The 15,536-nt window shown below is 67.0% G+C and carries 17 protein-coding genes and 1 pseudogene; 9 read left to right on the top strand and 9 right to left on the bottom strand.

From position 1 onward, the window contains the following. Positions 1-112: 112 nt before the first annotated feature. Positions 113-457, top strand: coding sequence for a YrdB family protein (locus ACQP2D_RS06785; protein WP_433682856.1), 345 nt, complete (start codon positions 113-115; stop codon positions 455-457). A 131-nt stretch (positions 458-588) separates the two neighbouring features. Here ACQP2D_RS06785 and ACQP2D_RS06780 read toward each other — a convergent pair whose 3' ends face one another. Next, positions 589-2,661 carry a thioredoxin domain-containing protein gene (locus ACQP2D_RS06780; protein ID WP_433682855.1) on the bottom strand — a complete coding sequence of 691 codons (2,073 nt, stop codon included), beginning with the start codon at positions 2,659-2,661 and terminating at the stop codon, positions 589-591. Positions 2,662-2,874: 213 nt separating this feature from the next. On the opposite strand from ACQP2D_RS06780, the gene ACQP2D_RS06775 reads away from it, so the two are divergent. Both ACQP2D_RS06775 and ACQP2D_RS06770 read left to right on the top strand, forming a co-directional pair. Continuing rightward, complete coding sequence (locus tag ACQP2D_RS06775; protein ID WP_433682854.1) at positions 2,875-3,147, top strand: zinc-binding dehydrogenase; 273 nt, start codon at positions 2,875-2,877, stop codon at positions 3,145-3,147. 79 nt (positions 3,148-3,226) lie between these two features. Next, positions 3,227-3,973: pseudogene (locus ACQP2D_RS06770) on the top strand (helix-turn-helix transcriptional regulator); the annotation flags it as partial. 129 nt (positions 3,974-4,102) lie between these two features. Here ACQP2D_RS06770 and ACQP2D_RS06765 read toward each other — a convergent pair. Both ACQP2D_RS06765 and ACQP2D_RS06760 read right to left on the bottom strand, forming a co-directional pair. Then, positions 4,103-4,633, bottom strand: a complete 531-nt coding sequence (locus ACQP2D_RS06765; protein ID WP_433685989.1) for a hypothetical protein — start codon at positions 4,631-4,633, stop codon at positions 4,103-4,105. 37 nt (positions 4,634-4,670) lie between these two features. Then, positions 4,671-5,213 carry a cupin domain-containing protein gene (locus ACQP2D_RS06760; protein WP_433682853.1) on the bottom strand — a complete coding sequence of 181 codons (543 nt, stop codon included), beginning with the start codon at positions 5,211-5,213 and terminating at the stop codon, positions 4,671-4,673. 236 nt (positions 5,214-5,449) lie between these two features. On the opposite strand from ACQP2D_RS06760, the gene ACQP2D_RS06755 reads away from it, so the two are divergent. Further along, positions 5,450-6,466 carry an AraC family transcriptional regulator gene (locus ACQP2D_RS06755; RefSeq protein WP_433682852.1) on the top strand — a complete coding sequence of 339 codons (1,017 nt, stop codon included), beginning with the start codon at positions 5,450-5,452 and terminating at the stop codon, positions 6,464-6,466. Between the two features lie 119 nt (positions 6,467-6,585). Further along, complete coding sequence (locus ACQP2D_RS06750; RefSeq protein ID WP_433682851.1) at positions 6,586-7,533, top strand: LysR substrate-binding domain-containing protein; 948 nt, start codon at positions 6,586-6,588, stop codon at positions 7,531-7,533. Here ACQP2D_RS06750 and ACQP2D_RS06745 read toward each other — a convergent pair. Next, positions 7,485-8,387: a serine hydrolase gene (locus ACQP2D_RS06745; protein ID WP_433682850.1), complete on the bottom strand. Its 903-nt coding sequence runs from the start codon at positions 8,385-8,387 to the stop codon at positions 7,485-7,487. The genes ACQP2D_RS06750 and ACQP2D_RS06745 overlap by 49 nt on opposite strands. 103 nt (positions 8,388-8,490) lie before the next feature. Here ACQP2D_RS06745 and ACQP2D_RS06740 point away from each other — a divergent pair, with 103 nt between their 5' ends. Next, on the top strand, positions 8,491-9,045 hold the full coding sequence (locus ACQP2D_RS06740; protein ID WP_433682849.1) for a GyrI-like domain-containing protein: 555 nt from the start codon (positions 8,491-8,493) through the stop codon (positions 9,043-9,045). 63 nt (positions 9,046-9,108) lie between these two features. Here ACQP2D_RS06740 and ACQP2D_RS06735 read toward each other — a convergent pair whose 3' ends face one another. The 4 genes from ACQP2D_RS06735 to mca all read right to left on the bottom strand — a co-directional run bounded on the left by ACQP2D_RS06735 (position 9,109) and on the right by mca (position 11,624). Beyond that, the gene (locus ACQP2D_RS06735; protein ID WP_433682848.1) at positions 9,109-9,675 is read right to left on the bottom strand and encodes a TIGR03086 family metal-binding protein; all 567 of its coding nucleotides are present in this window, start codon (positions 9,673-9,675) and stop codon (positions 9,109-9,111) included. 261 nt (positions 9,676-9,936) lie between these two features. Further along, complete coding sequence (locus tag ACQP2D_RS06730) at positions 9,937-10,242, bottom strand: hypothetical protein (protein WP_433682847.1); 306 nt, start codon at positions 10,240-10,242, stop codon at positions 9,937-9,939. A 228-nt stretch (positions 10,243-10,470) separates the two neighbouring features. After that, entirely contained in the window at positions 10,471-10,740 is a 270-nt protein-coding gene (locus ACQP2D_RS06725) for a hypothetical protein (RefSeq protein ID WP_433682846.1), read from the bottom strand. Next, complete coding sequence (mca, locus tag ACQP2D_RS06720) at positions 10,740-11,624, bottom strand: mycothiol conjugate amidase Mca (RefSeq protein WP_433682845.1); 885 nt, start codon at positions 11,622-11,624, stop codon at positions 10,740-10,742. The genes ACQP2D_RS06725 and mca overlap by 1 nt, the downstream gene beginning before the upstream one ends. A 124-nt stretch (positions 11,625-11,748) precedes the next feature. Between mca and ACQP2D_RS06715 the strand changes: the two genes are divergently transcribed. After that, the gene (locus ACQP2D_RS06715) at positions 11,749-12,198 is read left to right on the top strand and encodes a DUF4307 domain-containing protein (protein ID WP_433682844.1); all 450 of its coding nucleotides are present in this window, start codon (positions 11,749-11,751) and stop codon (positions 12,196-12,198) included. 297 nt (positions 12,199-12,495) lie between these two features. After that, entirely contained in the window at positions 12,496-12,990 is a 495-nt protein-coding gene (greA, locus tag ACQP2D_RS06710; protein ID WP_040695247.1) for a transcription elongation factor GreA, read from the top strand. A 104-nt stretch (positions 12,991-13,094) separates the two neighbouring features. Here the strand turns inward: greA and ACQP2D_RS06705 are convergent, their stop codons facing one another. Next, a complete protein-coding gene (locus ACQP2D_RS06705) occupies positions 13,095-14,240 on the bottom strand; it encodes a cystathionine gamma-synthase (protein WP_433682843.1) in 1,146 nt (381 codons plus the stop codon). Between the two features lie 99 nt (positions 14,241-14,339). On the opposite strand from ACQP2D_RS06705, the gene ACQP2D_RS06700 reads away from it, so the two are divergent. Next, a complete protein-coding gene (locus tag ACQP2D_RS06700; protein WP_433682842.1) occupies positions 14,340-15,515 on the top strand; it encodes an acyl-CoA dehydrogenase family protein in 1,176 nt (391 codons plus the stop codon). Positions 15,516-15,536: the final 21 nt, after the last annotated feature.

The raw sequence follows: 15,536 nt of genomic DNA, 5'->3' as shown, positions 1-15,536 counted from the left end.
TCCCGCTCGCCGCCACGGCCGGTGCCAGGCGGCAACTTGACGAGAACGAACTATGCGTGCACACTGCTCTCATTAGAGAGCGTCGCTCTCGCCAATCTGAGGGAGAACAGACATGTTGGAAGCCTGGAAGTGGGCCAATCTCACGCTGGCATTCGTGATGGAGTTGGTCGCGTTCGCGGCGCTGGCGCTGTGGGGCTGGAAGACCGCCAATGCGACTCCGCTCAAGCTCGTACTGGCCGTGGGCATCCCCCTCCTCGCGGCGCTGGCCTGGGGCCTCTTCGCGGCGCCGAATGCGACATTCGACTACCCACTGCTAGCGGTCGTCACCAAGGTCGCGGTTTTCGGCGGCGCCGCGGTCGGACTGTGGGCCACGGGCTACCGATCGGTCGCGGTGGTCTTCGTCGCCGTCCTGGTCGCGAACCTGCTGACGATCAGGCTCGGACACCTGTCCTTGTGAGCAGGTCGACGACGCCCGAATCCGCAAGGCGGAGCCGAACCTCCACGCCGCCGACCTGTTCGCCCGCCCCTTCCCTGCCAGCGCACGATCCAAACGGTGCCGAGCAGACAGTGGGCAACCGCCGGTGCAGGCTAGGGGCGTTTCAGAGATGTGCTCAGGTCGACGGAAGTCGTCACCGGGAGGTCGCAGACCGAGCCGCGGCAGACGTAGGCGGCCGGTGCGCCGTTCTTCTGGGGTCGGTCGGCCAGGAGGGGAACCGAGTCGGTGGGCGCGGCGACAATGACCGTGCCGCCGGGGGCTTCGGTGCGGGCAGTGGCGATCAATTCCGTTGCCGCGGTGGAGCTGTCGGCCGCGATCGCGACCTGCAGCGGGCCGCGGAGAGCGGCTTCGGCGACGGTCAGCCATTGGCCCGCCGAGCGCGGGGCGCGGGCGAGGACGACGGCACCGCGGGCGAGCGTCCGATCGGCCAGCTCGCGGTAGCGCAGGGCGGGTTCCGGTGCGCTGGCGGCAGCGGCGGTGAGGAGGGCTTCGGCCAGTGCGGAGGCGCCCGCGGGGGTGGCGCCGTCGATGGGGTCGCGCGGACGGGTGACGAGGGTTTCGGCATCGTCGGCGGTGTCGAACCAGCTGCCGGGGGCCGCGGGATCGGCGAAGTGCTCAATCGCCTTGTCGAGCAGGCGTTGTGCGTGTTCGAGCCAGTCCAGTCGGCCGGTGGCCTGATGTAGGGCGAGCAGACCGGTGACCAGCCAGGCATAGTCCTCCAGGACACCGGGAGACGCACCGACGGCACCGCCGAGGGAGGCGCGGCGCACCCGGCCGTCGACCACATGCTCGGCCAGCAGGAAGCGGGCGCAGCGGACCGCGACGTCGACCCAATCATCTTGCCGCAGTGCGGAACCCGCTTCGGCGAGGGCGGTAATGGCCATACCGTTCCATGCGGTCACGACCTTGTCGTCGCGGTCCGGCTGTGGGCGTCGGCCACGGGCCGCACGCAGCGTCGCCCGAATCCGCTCGAAGCGCTCGCTGGCGGCGGCCGCGGTGGCCGAGTCGGATAGGGCATCGGGGTCGGAGTAGCGGGTGAGGACCGAGGTGCCCTGTTCGAAGTTACCGGCGGTGGTGACCCCGAAAACCTCGGCGGCCCATGCGCCGTCGATGGAACCGAGTTCGCCGATCAGGTCGGCGGGAGTCCATACGTACGTCGCGCCCTCGACGCCGGGACCGCCGGATTCCAGATGCGTATCGGCGTCGAGCGCGGAGGCGAACCCGCCACTGTCGGTGCCGAGATCGTCGATGATGAACTGCACGGTCTCGCGAGTAACCCTGTGTGCCAAGGACTCCCGGCCCTGCCCGAGAGTACGCCGAGCGAGATGCGCATAGGCGCGCAGCAATTGCGCATTGTCGTAGAGCATCTTCTCGAAATGCGGCACCACCCACGCGGCATCGACGGAGTAGCGTGCGAAACCGCCGCGCAACTGGTCGTAGATGCCGCCGCGCGCCATGGCTTCGGCGGTGCGGTTCACCACATCGAAGACGGCCGCATCGCCGGTGCGTTCCCAACTGCGCAGCAGCCCCTCCAGCAGCGCCGATGGCGGAAACTTCGGTGCGCCACCGAATCCGCCGTGTTCGGTGTCCTCATCGCGAACGACCGCGGCGACGGCGTGCGCGAGCAGGTCGGCCGAGATCGCCACCCCGGCATCGGGCAGCCCGGCGGTTTGTGCTCGCAACGCCTCGGTCACCTGGGCGGATGCCTGGTCCACTTCGTCGCGCCGGGACTTCCAGGTATCGGTGATGGCGGCGAGCAACTGGGTGAACGACGGCATCCCGCCGCGCGGCAGCTTCGGGTAGTAGGTGCCGCAATAGAACGGTTCGCCGTCCGGGGTGAGGAAGCACGTCATCGGCCAGCCGCCCTGACCGGTCATCGCCACCGTGGCGTTCATATAGACCGCATCCAGATCCGGCCGTTCCTCGCGATCCACCTTGACGCACACGAAGTTGTCATTCATCAACGCGGCCGTCTGCGCATCCTCGAACGATTCGTGCGCCATCACATGGCACCAGTGGCAGCTCGCATATCCCACCGAAAGCAGAATGGGCACATCACGCGCACGCGCCGCCGCCAGCGCCGCCGCATCCCACTCTCGCCAATGCACCGGATTCTCCGCATGCTGCCGCAAATACGGTGAGGTCGCGCTACCCAGCAGGTTCACAACTCCACCCTCTCACGTTCGTCGCGAGCGGCACACGGCCGCCGCGCCTGATTCGGCGTCCCGAACACGGTGGCTGGTGCGGTGCGCGCTGTGTCTGCCGAGCACGAACGCCTGGAACTGCGGCCGTCATGGGTTTACCCAGCGAGCTGGGCGTCATCCGGGAAGCGGCAGCCAGATGACGTCGCCCGAGGGGTTGTGGCCCCTCGGGCTGTCGTGCCGAGCAGCCGACGGCGTGGTGGAATCCTGGTCGCGACGCCTGCCCCGCCCGACGCCGAGCGTGCCGCCACCCGGGGCGTGCGCGCCGAATTCGTCTTTCACAGCTCGGATGCGCCCCGGCTCGCGACCGTGGCCGAGAAGATCGATTCCGGCACGCACATCCTGCTCGACCGCGTACTGCCGCTCGGCGAAGCGCCCGCAGCCCTGAGCTATCTCGCCGAAGGCAAGGCCAAGGGCAAGGTCGTCCTCGTCCCCGACAACGTCGTCTGAGAGCGGCCGCTGTCACGTCGCCGAGACTGGTGCCGTCAACCCCTGGTAGGCGGCGGGACCGGATACACATACTGAGCGTATGGATCTCTCGGAGCTCGGCGCTTTCCTGAAATCCCGGCGGGACCGGGTGCGACCGGCCGACATCGGGCTTCCCACCGGACCCCGTCGACGCGTACCCGGTTTGCGTCGTGACGAGGTGGCTACAGTCGCCGGGGTATCCACCGACTACTACGTGGAGTTGGAGCAGGGGCGCGGAGTCCAGCCGTCCGAACAGATGCTGGCCGTACTGTCACGGACACTGCGCCTCAGCTCCGACGAGCGAGATCACCTCTACCACCTGGCCGGACGTCCACTCCCCCCGGTGCACGGCATCGCCGCACATGTTCATCCGGGCATGCTCGATCTCCTCGACCGGCTTCCGAATACCCCGGCGCAAGTGATCACCGATCTGAGCGCGCCCCTGGTCCAAAACCAGCTCGCAAGAGCGCTGCTGGGCCCGCCGCAGGGCGGAAAAGGCATCGAGGCGAGCTTCATCTATCAATGGTTTGCGGACCTCTCCGTCCGTGAGCGCTATCACCCCGACGAACACGCACGACAATCCCGGGTATTCGTCGCGGATATGCAGGCGGTCGCCGCACGCGGCGGGAAAGATCCCGAAGTCATTGGACTCACCCGGAAACTCTTGCGTATCAGTGCAGAATTCGCAGAGCTCTGGGGCCAGCGCGACGTCGGCGTCCGTCGCGCAGACCGGAAGCGACTGATCCACCCGGTCGTAGGCGAGCTCGAACTCAACTGCCTGAGCCTGCTCAGCGAGGACGGCACCCAACGACTGCTCTGGTTCACCCCCGTGCCGGGCTCGCGGGCCGTTGAACAGCTCGAATTGCTTTCGGTGGTCGGTGAACAGGAAATAGCCAACGGTGATCGGCTGCGCGATCGGCGTGCTGGAGCGTGGCGGTCACGACATGTAGGAATAGGGCACGCTCGAGCCCGACGACCTGCGGATGGAATCCGGCACCACGTCGACGTACCCGGAGGCGGATACGGTGACGGACGGCAAATTCCATTGTCGTGTCGATGCTTCGGCGCGCCAGGCGATCTTCCATCCGAATGGCAGCAGGTGGACGCGTTCCCCATATCTCCCCAGTCGTTCGGCGAGATCCGAAAGCACGTCGAGAGTGTCGGCGACCTGGGTGAGGACATCCAGTGGATCGGCGGCTGGCGTCGATCCACTACCCGCAGTCGCGCAGTGCGGAACCCCAGCGATAACGATGTGGGCAGCCTCGCTGACGAGGCACAGGTACCGGATCGCGCGCGCGGCCTCGGCGGTCAAGGGACAATCGCCCGGTTCGACATCGACTCGCACCACCAGGCAATCGAAGAACATCTGCGCCATGCCCACCGTCGACAGGTCGACGGCCACGGCGCACGGACCTGCCGACATCAGGGTGTATTCGACACTGCGCCAACGACTTCCGACGCCCCTCATGCAACGGACCTCCGCCGCGAGCGCGGCTGCGGGTGCGTCATGGCCGGTCGGCGACGCCGCAGAGGGCGTAACAGAAGACGAACGGCACCGCACCGTCGTTGAACCATGCGTGCGGCGCGCCGTGCTGGATCACGCAATCGCCCGACCGCAGCGACACATCGACACCGTCGCCGAGGCGCATGCGGCCCTGGCCGCTGAGCACGACGACGAAATCGATACTCGCAGTGCTGTGCATGCCGGGCGCGGCGGGGTCGAACGCCGCCATCATCCCTGGCAGTTTCGCCTCCGCTTCCGCGGTGACGGCCGCCATTACTTCCTCGGGCGGGTCGGCGTCGGGCTCATAGGTCAGACCCGGCGGTACGGAGATGTACCCGAAACGCAGCCCGCCCGGGCCCGGGAAATAGCGGGTGTCGGTCCGGGGAGGCATCCGGTAGACCGGCAGATCGGGTAGCTCGTCGAGCTCCCACATCCGATAGATCTCGGCGCCGGGCAGCAGCGCCAATGTCAGCGGGTCGATACTGTCGTCCGCCAGCACCCGTCCCTGTCCGGTTCCGTCGTCGCCGACCACGATTCTGCGCATGTGAACTCCCGATTGTCTTCCGCGACCAGCTGAATCGGGTCGGCACCGATAGCCGCATCGGGCCGATCCGAGCTATTCGGACCGTAGCCGCGGCCCGCGCATCCCCACTTGTCCCAGTACGCACGAGCACTGTCCGAATGCGCAGAACTCGAAATACCCACGCTGCCGCTGCGGCGGTGATCCGCGCGGTTCTGCCGTAGGCTGCTTCCAGAATTGGGGTCGACGCCTGGGCACCGATGACCGTCGATCGGAAGGCGGTATTCATGGATCGAGCGGCCATCGCCGACTCCGCCACGACGAGTGTGGTGGATCCACATGAGCGAGCCGACTACTGGGCCCATCTGATCAGCACGTACCACTGTCGGCTGGGCTACCGATTCCCGAGCCACACCGACTTCCAGGGGCACACTCAACTGCGCCGCACCGACGCCTACCAGCTCGTCGGGTGGAAATCGGATGCTGTCACCTACCTGCGCAACCCAGCGCACATCCGTGCCGACCCCGACGACGATTACCGGCTGATCGTTCCGCTCGTCGGGCAACTGTCCTTCCGCACCGCCGACGGGAACGGGATCCTCACACCGGGAACGATGAGCCTGGTGGCCGTCGACCGGCCCTACGCGATGTCCATGTCCGACGGCACGCGAGGGCTGATCATCACCATTCCGCGCAGGGAAATACAGCATCGCCTCAACCGCGTCACGCCGCCCACCCACCCGCTGGATCTCACGAGCGGGCTCGGGCGGGTGACCGACGGGATCGTCAGTGCACTGTCCACCGAATGCGCCGCACTCACCGACCTGCAATTCGACGCCGTCGCCGAACGGCTGGTGGATCTGATCTGCATGCAGATCCTCGGCGACCCGGGGAGCTCACCCACCCGGCTCGCCCATGTGGAAGCGACCGCCCGTCGGTATATCCACAGCCATGCCGGAGATCCGGACCTCACCGGCACATCCGTCGCCGGTGCGCTCGGCTGGTCGCTGCGTCAAATTCAACTGGCGTTCAACGCGGTCGGCACCACGCCCAGCGAAGTCATCCGGGAGGAACGCCTGCAACTGGCGCACGATCGCCTGCGCAGCCCCGCCTACCGGCATCGAAGTATCACCGATATCGCATCGGACCTGGGCTTCGGTTCGACGAGCAGCTTCAGTAAGGCCTTCCGTCGACGCTTCGACACCACGCCCGGCCAACTCCGCGAAGGACTGGCGAGCAGCATCCGGCCCGGTCGCACGCCAGGAACAACCAGCTAACGGCCAACGAGTGCCGACCCGGCGTGACCAGCGGACAGCCCACAGGTCGCGGGGATCACCCATCATCTACGTCATCGCAAGCCATCAGCCGAGAAACACGACCACGCTATCGTCGCAGCGTGGACTCCCTGCGCCAGTTGCGGTACTTCGTCGCCGTCGCCGAAGAACTGCATTTCGGACGGGCGGCGGAGCGGCTGGGCATTGCGCAGCCGCCGCTGAGCCAGCGCATCCGCAAACTCGAGCAGGATCTCGGTGCCCGTCTGTTCGATCGGGACAGCCGACGGGTCGAACTGACCGAGGCAGGCCAGATCCTGCTCGCCGAATCCCGTGATCTGCTGGCCCGCTGGGATCGGGCGCAGCGGCTGGTGGGCAAGGCACATCGGGGTGAGATCGATGCGCTGCGGGTCGGGGTTCCGCCCGAGCTGGCCGGGCGGGTGCTTGCGGCGATCCTCACCGCATTCGAAAGTCGTGACGTCCGGGTCGATCTGCAGGAGCTGACCACTGCGGAACAGATCCGGCTGCTCGCCGACCGCCAACTCGATGCCGGGCTGCTACAGCATCCGATCGATGTGGTCGGCCTCGAACTCGGCCCCGAAGTCGAGACACCGCTCGGCGTGGTGCTGCCGCGCGACTCGCCGCTTGCCGTTCGCTCCTCGCTCACCCTGGCCGAGCTGGCCGGACTCGGTCTGGTGATCTTTCCGCGGGCCGCCGCGCCCGGACTCTACGACGCCACCCTGCGCACCTGCTGGGAGCACGGCTTCCGCCCCAGCCGGGTCCAGCACGCCCGCAACCCCGAATTCGTGCTGGGCATGGTGCTTTCCGGCCGCGGCGTCGCCTTCGACCAGGGCATGGTGGCGCAGAAGGAGCCGCGGGTCGTGTGGCGCCCGCTGACCGACCACTTGAGCTGGCGGCTGTCGCTGGCCTGGCCCGCGGCGGCACCGCATCCCCTGGTACGCGAGCTCGCCGACCTCATCGTCGAAGTGATCGAGGGCGACGGCTCGTCACGACCCGCACCCGCTCAGGAGGTGGCGCAGCGGCCGTGGAATGTCGTATTCGGCAGATCGTGACGGATGCGCTCGATCGCCAGCCGCGCGGCCGCGCCGATCGCGTGATCGACATCGGGCAATCGTTGTACGAGGGTATCGGCCCTGGTGAAAACCGCGACGGCATAGCGACTTCCGCCGGGGTATTCCACCACGCCGATCTCATTGCGAATCGCGGGCAGTGAACCGGTCTTGCCCCACACCGACACCTCGGGCGGGAAGGCCGCGGCGAGCCGGTGCCAGTTGACCTGCTGTGCCATGAGCCCGCGTACCCACCGGCAGGCCTCGGCGGCGCCAGCGCGCTCCTGGCCGAGCAGGGTGAGCAGGCGGGTCATATCGCGCGGCGTGCTCGCGGTGGTGCGGTGCGGGTCCATGGCACGGGTGGCGAGCACTTCGGACACGCTCAGCGTCGGGAAGCGGCGCGCGAAATCGACGGTATCGCGTGCGCCGATATCCTCGGCCATGGTCTGCACGACGTACCTGGGCGAGCCGACGATCCGGGTGCCGGTCAGGCCCAATTCGCGGACCAACGAGCGCACATTGTCCAGGCCGACGCGATCGAACAGCAGGTCGGCGGCAGTGTTATCGCTCACCGACAGCGCGAAGAACGCGGCATCGCGCAGGCTGAATTCGACATCGTCCGAACAGCCCGCGGTGCCGACGCCACCGAGCCGGTCCGCCGCGCTCGCCCGCACCCGGTCGGTCGGATCGAGCTGACCGGCCACGACCTGGCGCGCGAACTCCAGCACCAATGGCACCTTGACCACCGATGCCAGCACCACCGGTTCGTCGGCACCCAGCCCGGCCGCGCCGTCGCAATCGAAACATCGGGCATGCACCCAGCCGCGCACGCCGACCTTACGGAAGATTTCCTCCACGCCCGCCAAGCTTCCATACGGGGGCGATCCGAGTCATCTTGACTCTCCCCCCGATGGAGGGTTCACGCTCGTCAGCGTCCGCATTCGACCGGGAGGACCCGCGATGAAACTCGATCTGGCCAAGACCGATAGGCACTACTACGACGCCACCACGCAACCACAGCTGCGCACCTTCGACACCTACGGCTATCTCACGGTCACCGGCGCCGGCGCGCCCGGCGGCGAGGTGTACATCGAGGCGGTGCAGACGCTGTACCGAACCGCCTACGGCGCCAAGAAGCTCGCCAAGGCGGACGGACAGGATTTCGTGGTGCCCAAGCTGGAGGGCCAGTGGTGGGTGAATTCCGATGAGCCGCCGCTGTCGGTACCGCGCGAACAGTGGCAGTGGAAGCTGATGATCCGGATGCCCGATACCGTCAGCGCCGAGATGGTCTCCGGTGCCACATTCGAGCGGCTGACCGAGGGGGAAGCGATCCAGGTCATGCACATCGGACCGTACGCGACGGAACCGGAGACGTTGGCTCGCATGGAGGCGTTCATGGCCGAGCAGGATCTGGTCATGAACGGCCGCCATCATGAGATCTACCTCTCGGATCCGCGCAAATCCCCCGACGCGAAGACCCGGACCATCCTGCGTCATCCCGTCCGCCGCGCCTGATCCGGCGACGCCAGCTTCGTCAAACAGCGCACGAACTCGGCTGCGCGGCAAGTGGTTACGCGATCAGCACGCCCGTCCGAGATAGCCGAGCAGCCGGCGGTGCGCTGGCGCGTCGGCGGGCACGGCGACCTCCGCGCCGAACACGCCCGGTTTGCGGAAGCCGTCGAGGCCGCCCATCGCGTGCATGGTGGTCAGCAGTTCGGCGCACAGCTCATCGTCGGCGAGATCGGGGCGGTCGATGGCCACCGCGATATCGACGCCGTGTGCGACGACCTCGGTGAGGTGGATCATGGCGGCGGCCGGGCCGGGCAGCTCACCGAGCGAGAAGTGAACGGTGCCGGTCAGTGCGTCGGGACGATGCCAGGCCGCGCGGTCGACCTCGGACGCCGCGGCGAAGGCGCCCTGCGGATCGATGCCGAGCCAGTCGTCATCGTGTCCGGCGCCCGCGTCGGTGCCGCTCAGCTCGGCGGCGAACAGGTGCATACCGCCCACGGCATGGTTGAGCACGGCGTGCACATCCCACTCCGGACACGGCGTCGGCGCCGCGAGCCGGTCGCTGTCGACGGCGGCGACCACGATCGCGCCCGTCATATCCAGAGCGCGGTCGATCTGTCCGATCACATTGTCCATGGGCATCCTTCGCTCGAAGAGTTCGCAGAATAGGTAGCACGACGGGGTGACATCCAAACTCGATCCAACGCCGCCCGGATCACGGAATCCAGCACGGCAAGGACCCAAAAGGATTGCGCTGCCGCACTTCCGGCGACACGTAGGTCTCCGAAAACGAAATGTCAACGAGTTCCGCAAGCCCGCGATATCCGCACGAGGACTTCGGACAGCTGCGGCCGACCGGCGGTCGGCGAACCGGCGGTCGGCAGCGGCCGAAATGCGTTATCCGAGAACCGGATAGTTGGAGCGGATCACCGACCGCGGGTCGCGCGCACGCTTGATCTCCCGCAACCGCGCGAGCGTGGTCTCGTCGAACGCCGCGGCGGCCGTCTCCTCCGGAGTGAGGAATGTGTACGGCTTGCGGCCGCTGATGTGCGCGCCGATCGCATCGACGACCTCGGCCCGTCGGGCGGTGACCGCGGCCGTCAGATGCGGCAGTCCGAGGCCGAGTGCGTAGAGCAGGTACGGCTCGGTGACCGGGCCGCGCGCACCGCCGCGGCCACCGGCTGCGTGACCGCGGTCGACCACGGCCGCGCCGCCACGTCGAAGCCGTCTTCCCCCGGCACCAGCACCCGGCCGGGCAGGGCAGCACGCAGATCCTCGAATGTCATTGGTATTTCCTCACTTCGCAGCCGTGCCCGAAAGCACCTGCGGCCCGTGGATCGTGCCGCGACTACTCCATCGACGAAATACGGCCGGCAAACGTAACACCGGCCGCCCGAATTCATCGGGCGGCCGGTGTCGCAGCGGGCGCTATCAGGTTTTGTCGGGTCGATCGCCCGAGTCGCCCTCGTCCTTCTCGAGCCGGGTGATGCCCGGTTCAGTGCCCTCGTCGGCCTCCTGATCCGGCTCCGGATGGTCGGGCTCGAAGGTCGCGGGCAGCCCCTTGATATGCCGGTTCATCGACCGCACCAACAGCACTGTCCCGGCGAGCAGCACCAGAATGATCACCAGACCCAGCGGCGACGCCTTGCCGAACTCCGGTCCGGTCGGCGTGCCCGGCGCTTGGGCGAGTAGAGCCAGCATCACCGGTGCTCGTCTTCGATACCGGCGAACAGGTCGGTCTCCGGGAGCGAGCTCGACACCCGTGACTTGGCCAGTTCGAACTCCTCGGTCGGCCACAGCCGCTGCTGCATCTCCATCGGAATCGCGAAGAACGCGCCGTTGGGATCGATCTGCGTGGCGTGGGCACGCAGGGCGTCGTCACGCTGCGGGAAGTATTTGGCGCATTCGATCTGCGTGGTCACCCGGGTCATTCCGTCCGGGCGGCCCTGCCGGTAGGTGCGCATCCGCTCCAGCCACTCCCGCAATGGGAACGGCTCGCCGATCCGCTCGTACTCCGCGGCGAAGACATCCAGGCGGGCCATGGTGAAGCCGTGGTCGTAGTAGATCTTCAGCGGCTGCCACGGCTCGCCCGCGTCCGGGAACCGCTCCGGATCGCCCGCCGCCTCGAATGCGGCCATCGACACCTCATGGCAGCGGATGTGATCCGGATGCGGGTAGCCGCCGTTCTCGTCATAGGTGGTCATCACATGCGGTTTGAACTCGCGCACCACCCGGACCAGCGCCTCGACGGCCTCATCCAACGGGACCAGCGCGAAGCAGCCCTCCGGCAGCGGCGGCGGCGGATCGCCCTCGGGCAGGCCGGAGTCGACGAAACCGAGCCAGGTCTGTTGCACCCCGAGCGCGGCGGCCGCGGCATCCATCTCCTCGCGCCGGATCTCATCGATCCGCTCCAGCACCCCCGGCGTGTCCATCGCGGGATTGAGGATGCTGCCCCGTTCGCCGCCGGTCAGCGTCACGATGAGGACGTCATGGCCCTCGTCGGCGTAGCGCGCGGTCGTCGCGGCCCCCTTGCTGGATTCGTCGTCGGGGTGGGCGTGAACCGCCATGAGGCGAAAGCCACTCACGTCTCGTTCACCTCAGAACTCACCGTCATACCTCGTATCTCCGCCGCCGGGGTCCGATCTGCCTGTCCCTATAGTTCCATTCGACAGACTTTTGTTCCGACGTACCCCCCGGGAGCGATGCACCATGAGCGATACACCCGGTGCCGCCGCTTCGGCGCCCGCCGATCGACGTGCCGACCGGTACGGTACGACGCCACGCCCGAGGCGACGCTGGATTCCTTTCGCACTCGGCGCGGTCGTGCTCGCCGCGGGTCTCGGGGTCGCCTATCTCGGTTTCCAGAAGTACGGCCCGGACGATATCGACGCCGAACAGCTCGGCTACACCGTCGTCGACGATTCCACGATCTCGGTACACCTCAAGGTCACCCGCAAGGATCCGCAGCGGCCGGTGGTGTGTTTCGTGCGGGCGATGGCCAGGGACGGGTCCGAATTGGGCCGGCGCGAGGTGCTGATCGAACCGTCCGGCAGCGGCACCATCGAGCTGACGACCACCGTGCGCGCCTCCGCGCGGCCGGTCTCGAGCAGCATCTACGGCTGCAGCGATGACGTCCCCCAGTACCTGCGGGCGGGCTGATTCCGGGCAGTATCCCATCACGGCGTCCACAAAACGAACGCCGACCTGCGTGTTTATGATTCATGCTAAAATAGCGTGATGCACGGTTCCGGGGCCCGGAGCCGTGTTTGCTGCATTGACGGCCAGCGCTGTCAGTTCCGGGTGTGTGAGTTCGCCGGACCTGAGGCCTGTCGGGGTTCGATGAACTTCCCCAGGAGGGCAATAGCCGTCGGCTGGTGCGTGCCCGCCCCCTGTGGGCACTGCAGCGGATCAGGGAACCCGGTCTCGGCCGGGAACAACTACTAGGGAGTGATCGAGATGACTGAGACGCAAGTGACTTGGCTGACCCCGGAGTCGCACGACAGGCTCAAGGGTGAACTCGACGCGCTCATCGCCAATCGTCCGGTCATCGCTGCCGAGATCAACGAACGCCGCGAAGAGGGCGACCTCAAGGAAAACGGCGGATACCACGCCGCGCGCGAGGAGCAGGGTCAGCAAGAGGCGCGCATCCGGCAGCTGCAGGAGCTGCTGAACAACGCCAAGGTCGGCGTTGCGCCCACCAAGTCCGGCGTCGCGCTGCCGGGTTCGGTCGTCAAGGTCTATTACGACGGCGACGAGTCCGACACCGAGACCTTCCTCATCGCGACCCGCGAAGAGGGCCTCAATGATTCCAAGCTCGAGACCTACTCGCCGAATTCGCCGCTCGGCGGCGCGCTCATCGACGCCAAGGTCGGCGACACCCGTGAGTACACGCTGCCCAACGGCAAGACCATGAAGGTGACGCTGGTCAGCGCGGAGCCCTACCACAGCTGATCTGGGTTCGGGACCGGCTCGGCCGCGGCATCCCGACACCAGACCCGAAACGAACGGCCGCATCCGGGAGATCCGGATGCGGCCGCCGTTCGAGAAATGCATACCTAGTTCGCCAGCGCCTGCTCGATATCGGCCAGCAGATCGCTGACATCCTCGATGCCGACCGAGAGCCGCACCAGATCGTCCGGCACCTCGAGCTGCGAGCCAGCGGTGGAGGCGTGTGTCATCGCGGCCGGATGTTCGATCAGCGATTCCACACCGCCGAGCGATTCGGCGAGGGTGAATATCTTGGTGCGCGAGCAGAACTCGTGCGCCGCGTCCTTGCCGCCATTGAGCCGGACCGAGATCATGCCGCCGAATCGCTTCATCTGCTTATCGGCGATGAAGTGGCCGGGATGTTCGGCCAGGCCGGGGTAGATGACCTGCGAAATCGCCGGATGCCTGGTCAGGAATTCGGCGATGGTCTCGGCATTGTCACAGTGCCGATCCATCCGCACGGCGAGGGTTTTGGTGCCGCGCAGGGTGAGGAAGGCGTCGAACGGACCGGGCACCGCGCCGGCGCCGTTCTGCAGGAAGGCGAATGCCGCGTCGAGCTCCGGATCATTGGTGATCAGCGCGCCACCGACGACATCGGAATGCCCGCCCAGATATTTGGTGGTCGAATGGGTGACGATATCGGCGCCGAGCAGCAGCGGCTGCTGCAGGTACGGGGTGGCAAAGGTGTTGTCCACCACCAGTTTCGCGCCCGCGGTATGCGCGATATCGGCGAGCGCCGGGATATCGCCGATGCTCAGCAGCGGGTTGGTCGGGGTCTCGATCCAGATCAGCTTGGTATTGGGCCGGATCGCGGCGCGCATTTCGTCGACGTTGAACACGTGGGCGGGCGAATGTTCGATGCCCCACTGGCTGAAGACCTTGTCGATCAGCCGGAAGGTGCCGCCGTAGGCGTCATCCGGGATGACGATGTGGTCTCCGGGACGCAGCGTCGCCCGCAGCGCACAGTCGGTGGCGGCCATGCCGGAGGCGAATGCTCGTCCGTAGCGGCCCGATTCGAGCGCGGCGAGGTTCGCTTCCAGTGCGGTCCTGGTCGGGTTGCCGGTGCGGCCGTATTCGTAGCCGTCGCGCAGCCCGCCCACCCCGTCCTGGGCAAACGTCGAACTCGCGTAGATGGGCACGTTCACCGCACCGGTCCGCGCTTCGGGGTCGTATCCGGCGTGCACGGCTCTGGTGGAGAATCCCAGCTCACTCATGGGGTCAGCCTAGCGTCGGGCGATCGGTGGGCTATCGACCGGATCAGCGTTGTGCGCCGATCCGGACTTTCGCCGCGGGTGCGGCGGTAGGTTGAGCTCATGCTGAGCGTTGATGAACTGTTCGCGATCGATGCCCTGTTGAGCGAGGACGAGCGGGAGATCCGCGATACCGTCCGCACGTTCGCCAACCAGCGGTTGCGACCGCATATCGCGGACTGGTTCGAGGCGGGTACGTTCCCGGCCCGCGAGATCGCGCCGGAACTCGGCAATATCGGATTGCTCGGCATGCACTTGGACGGCTACGGGTGTGCTGGCCTCTCGGCGACCGACTACGGTCTGGCCTGCCAGGAGCTCGAGGCGGTCGATTCGGGCGTGCGCAGCATGGTCTCGGTGCAGGGCTCCCTCGCCATGACCGCGATCCACAAATACGGCTCCGAGGAGCAGAAACAGCGCTGGCTGCCGGACATGGCGGCCGGGCGCGCGCTCGGCTGTTTCGGCCTGACCGAACCGGACTTCGGCTCCAATCCGGGCGGCATGCGGACCAGGGCAAAGCGCGACGGCTCCGACTGGATGCTCAATGGCTCGAAGATGTGGATCACCAATGGCTCGGTGGCCGATATCGCGGTGGTGTGGGCGCAGACCGAGGATGAGGGCAAGCAGGTGGTGCGCGGATTCCTGGTACCCGCGGGCACACCGGGATTCACCGCCCGCGAGATGCATCACAAACTCTCATTGCGCGCATCGGTGACCGCGGAACTGGACCTCGACGATGTGCGACTGCCCGCGGACGCGGTCCTCCCGCAATCCCGCGGCCTGAGCTCCCCCCTCGGCTGCCTCAGCGAGGCCCGTTTCGGCATCATCTTCGGCGCACTGGGCGCCGCCCGCGACTGCCTGGCCGCAACCATCGACTACGCGCGGACCAGGGAGGTCTTCGACAAGCCCCTCGCCGCCTACCAACTCACCCAGGCCAAGCTGGCCGATATGGCCCTCGAATACGGCAAGGGCCAACTGCTCGCACTACAGATCAGCAGACTGAAAGACCGCGGCGAAGTCCTCCCCGAGCAAATCAGCGCGGGCAAACTGAACAGCACAAGGGAAGCCATCGCCATCGCCCGCGAATGCCGCACCATCCTCGGCGCAAACGGCATCACCCTCGACTATCCGGTACTACGCCACGCAAACAACCTCGAATCGGTCCTCACCTACGAGGGCACCGCCGAAGTCCACCAACTGGTCCTCGGCAAAGCCCTCACCGACTCCAACGCCTTCCGCTAACCCCGCATCCGACGAGAATGC

Origin of the sequence: Nocardia sp. CA-119907 (assembly GCF_050955995.1) — a bacterium.
Lineage (GTDB): Bacteria > Actinomycetota > Actinomycetes > Mycobacteriales > Mycobacteriaceae > Nocardia.
This window is presented reverse-complemented; position numbering and strand designations above follow the sequence as displayed.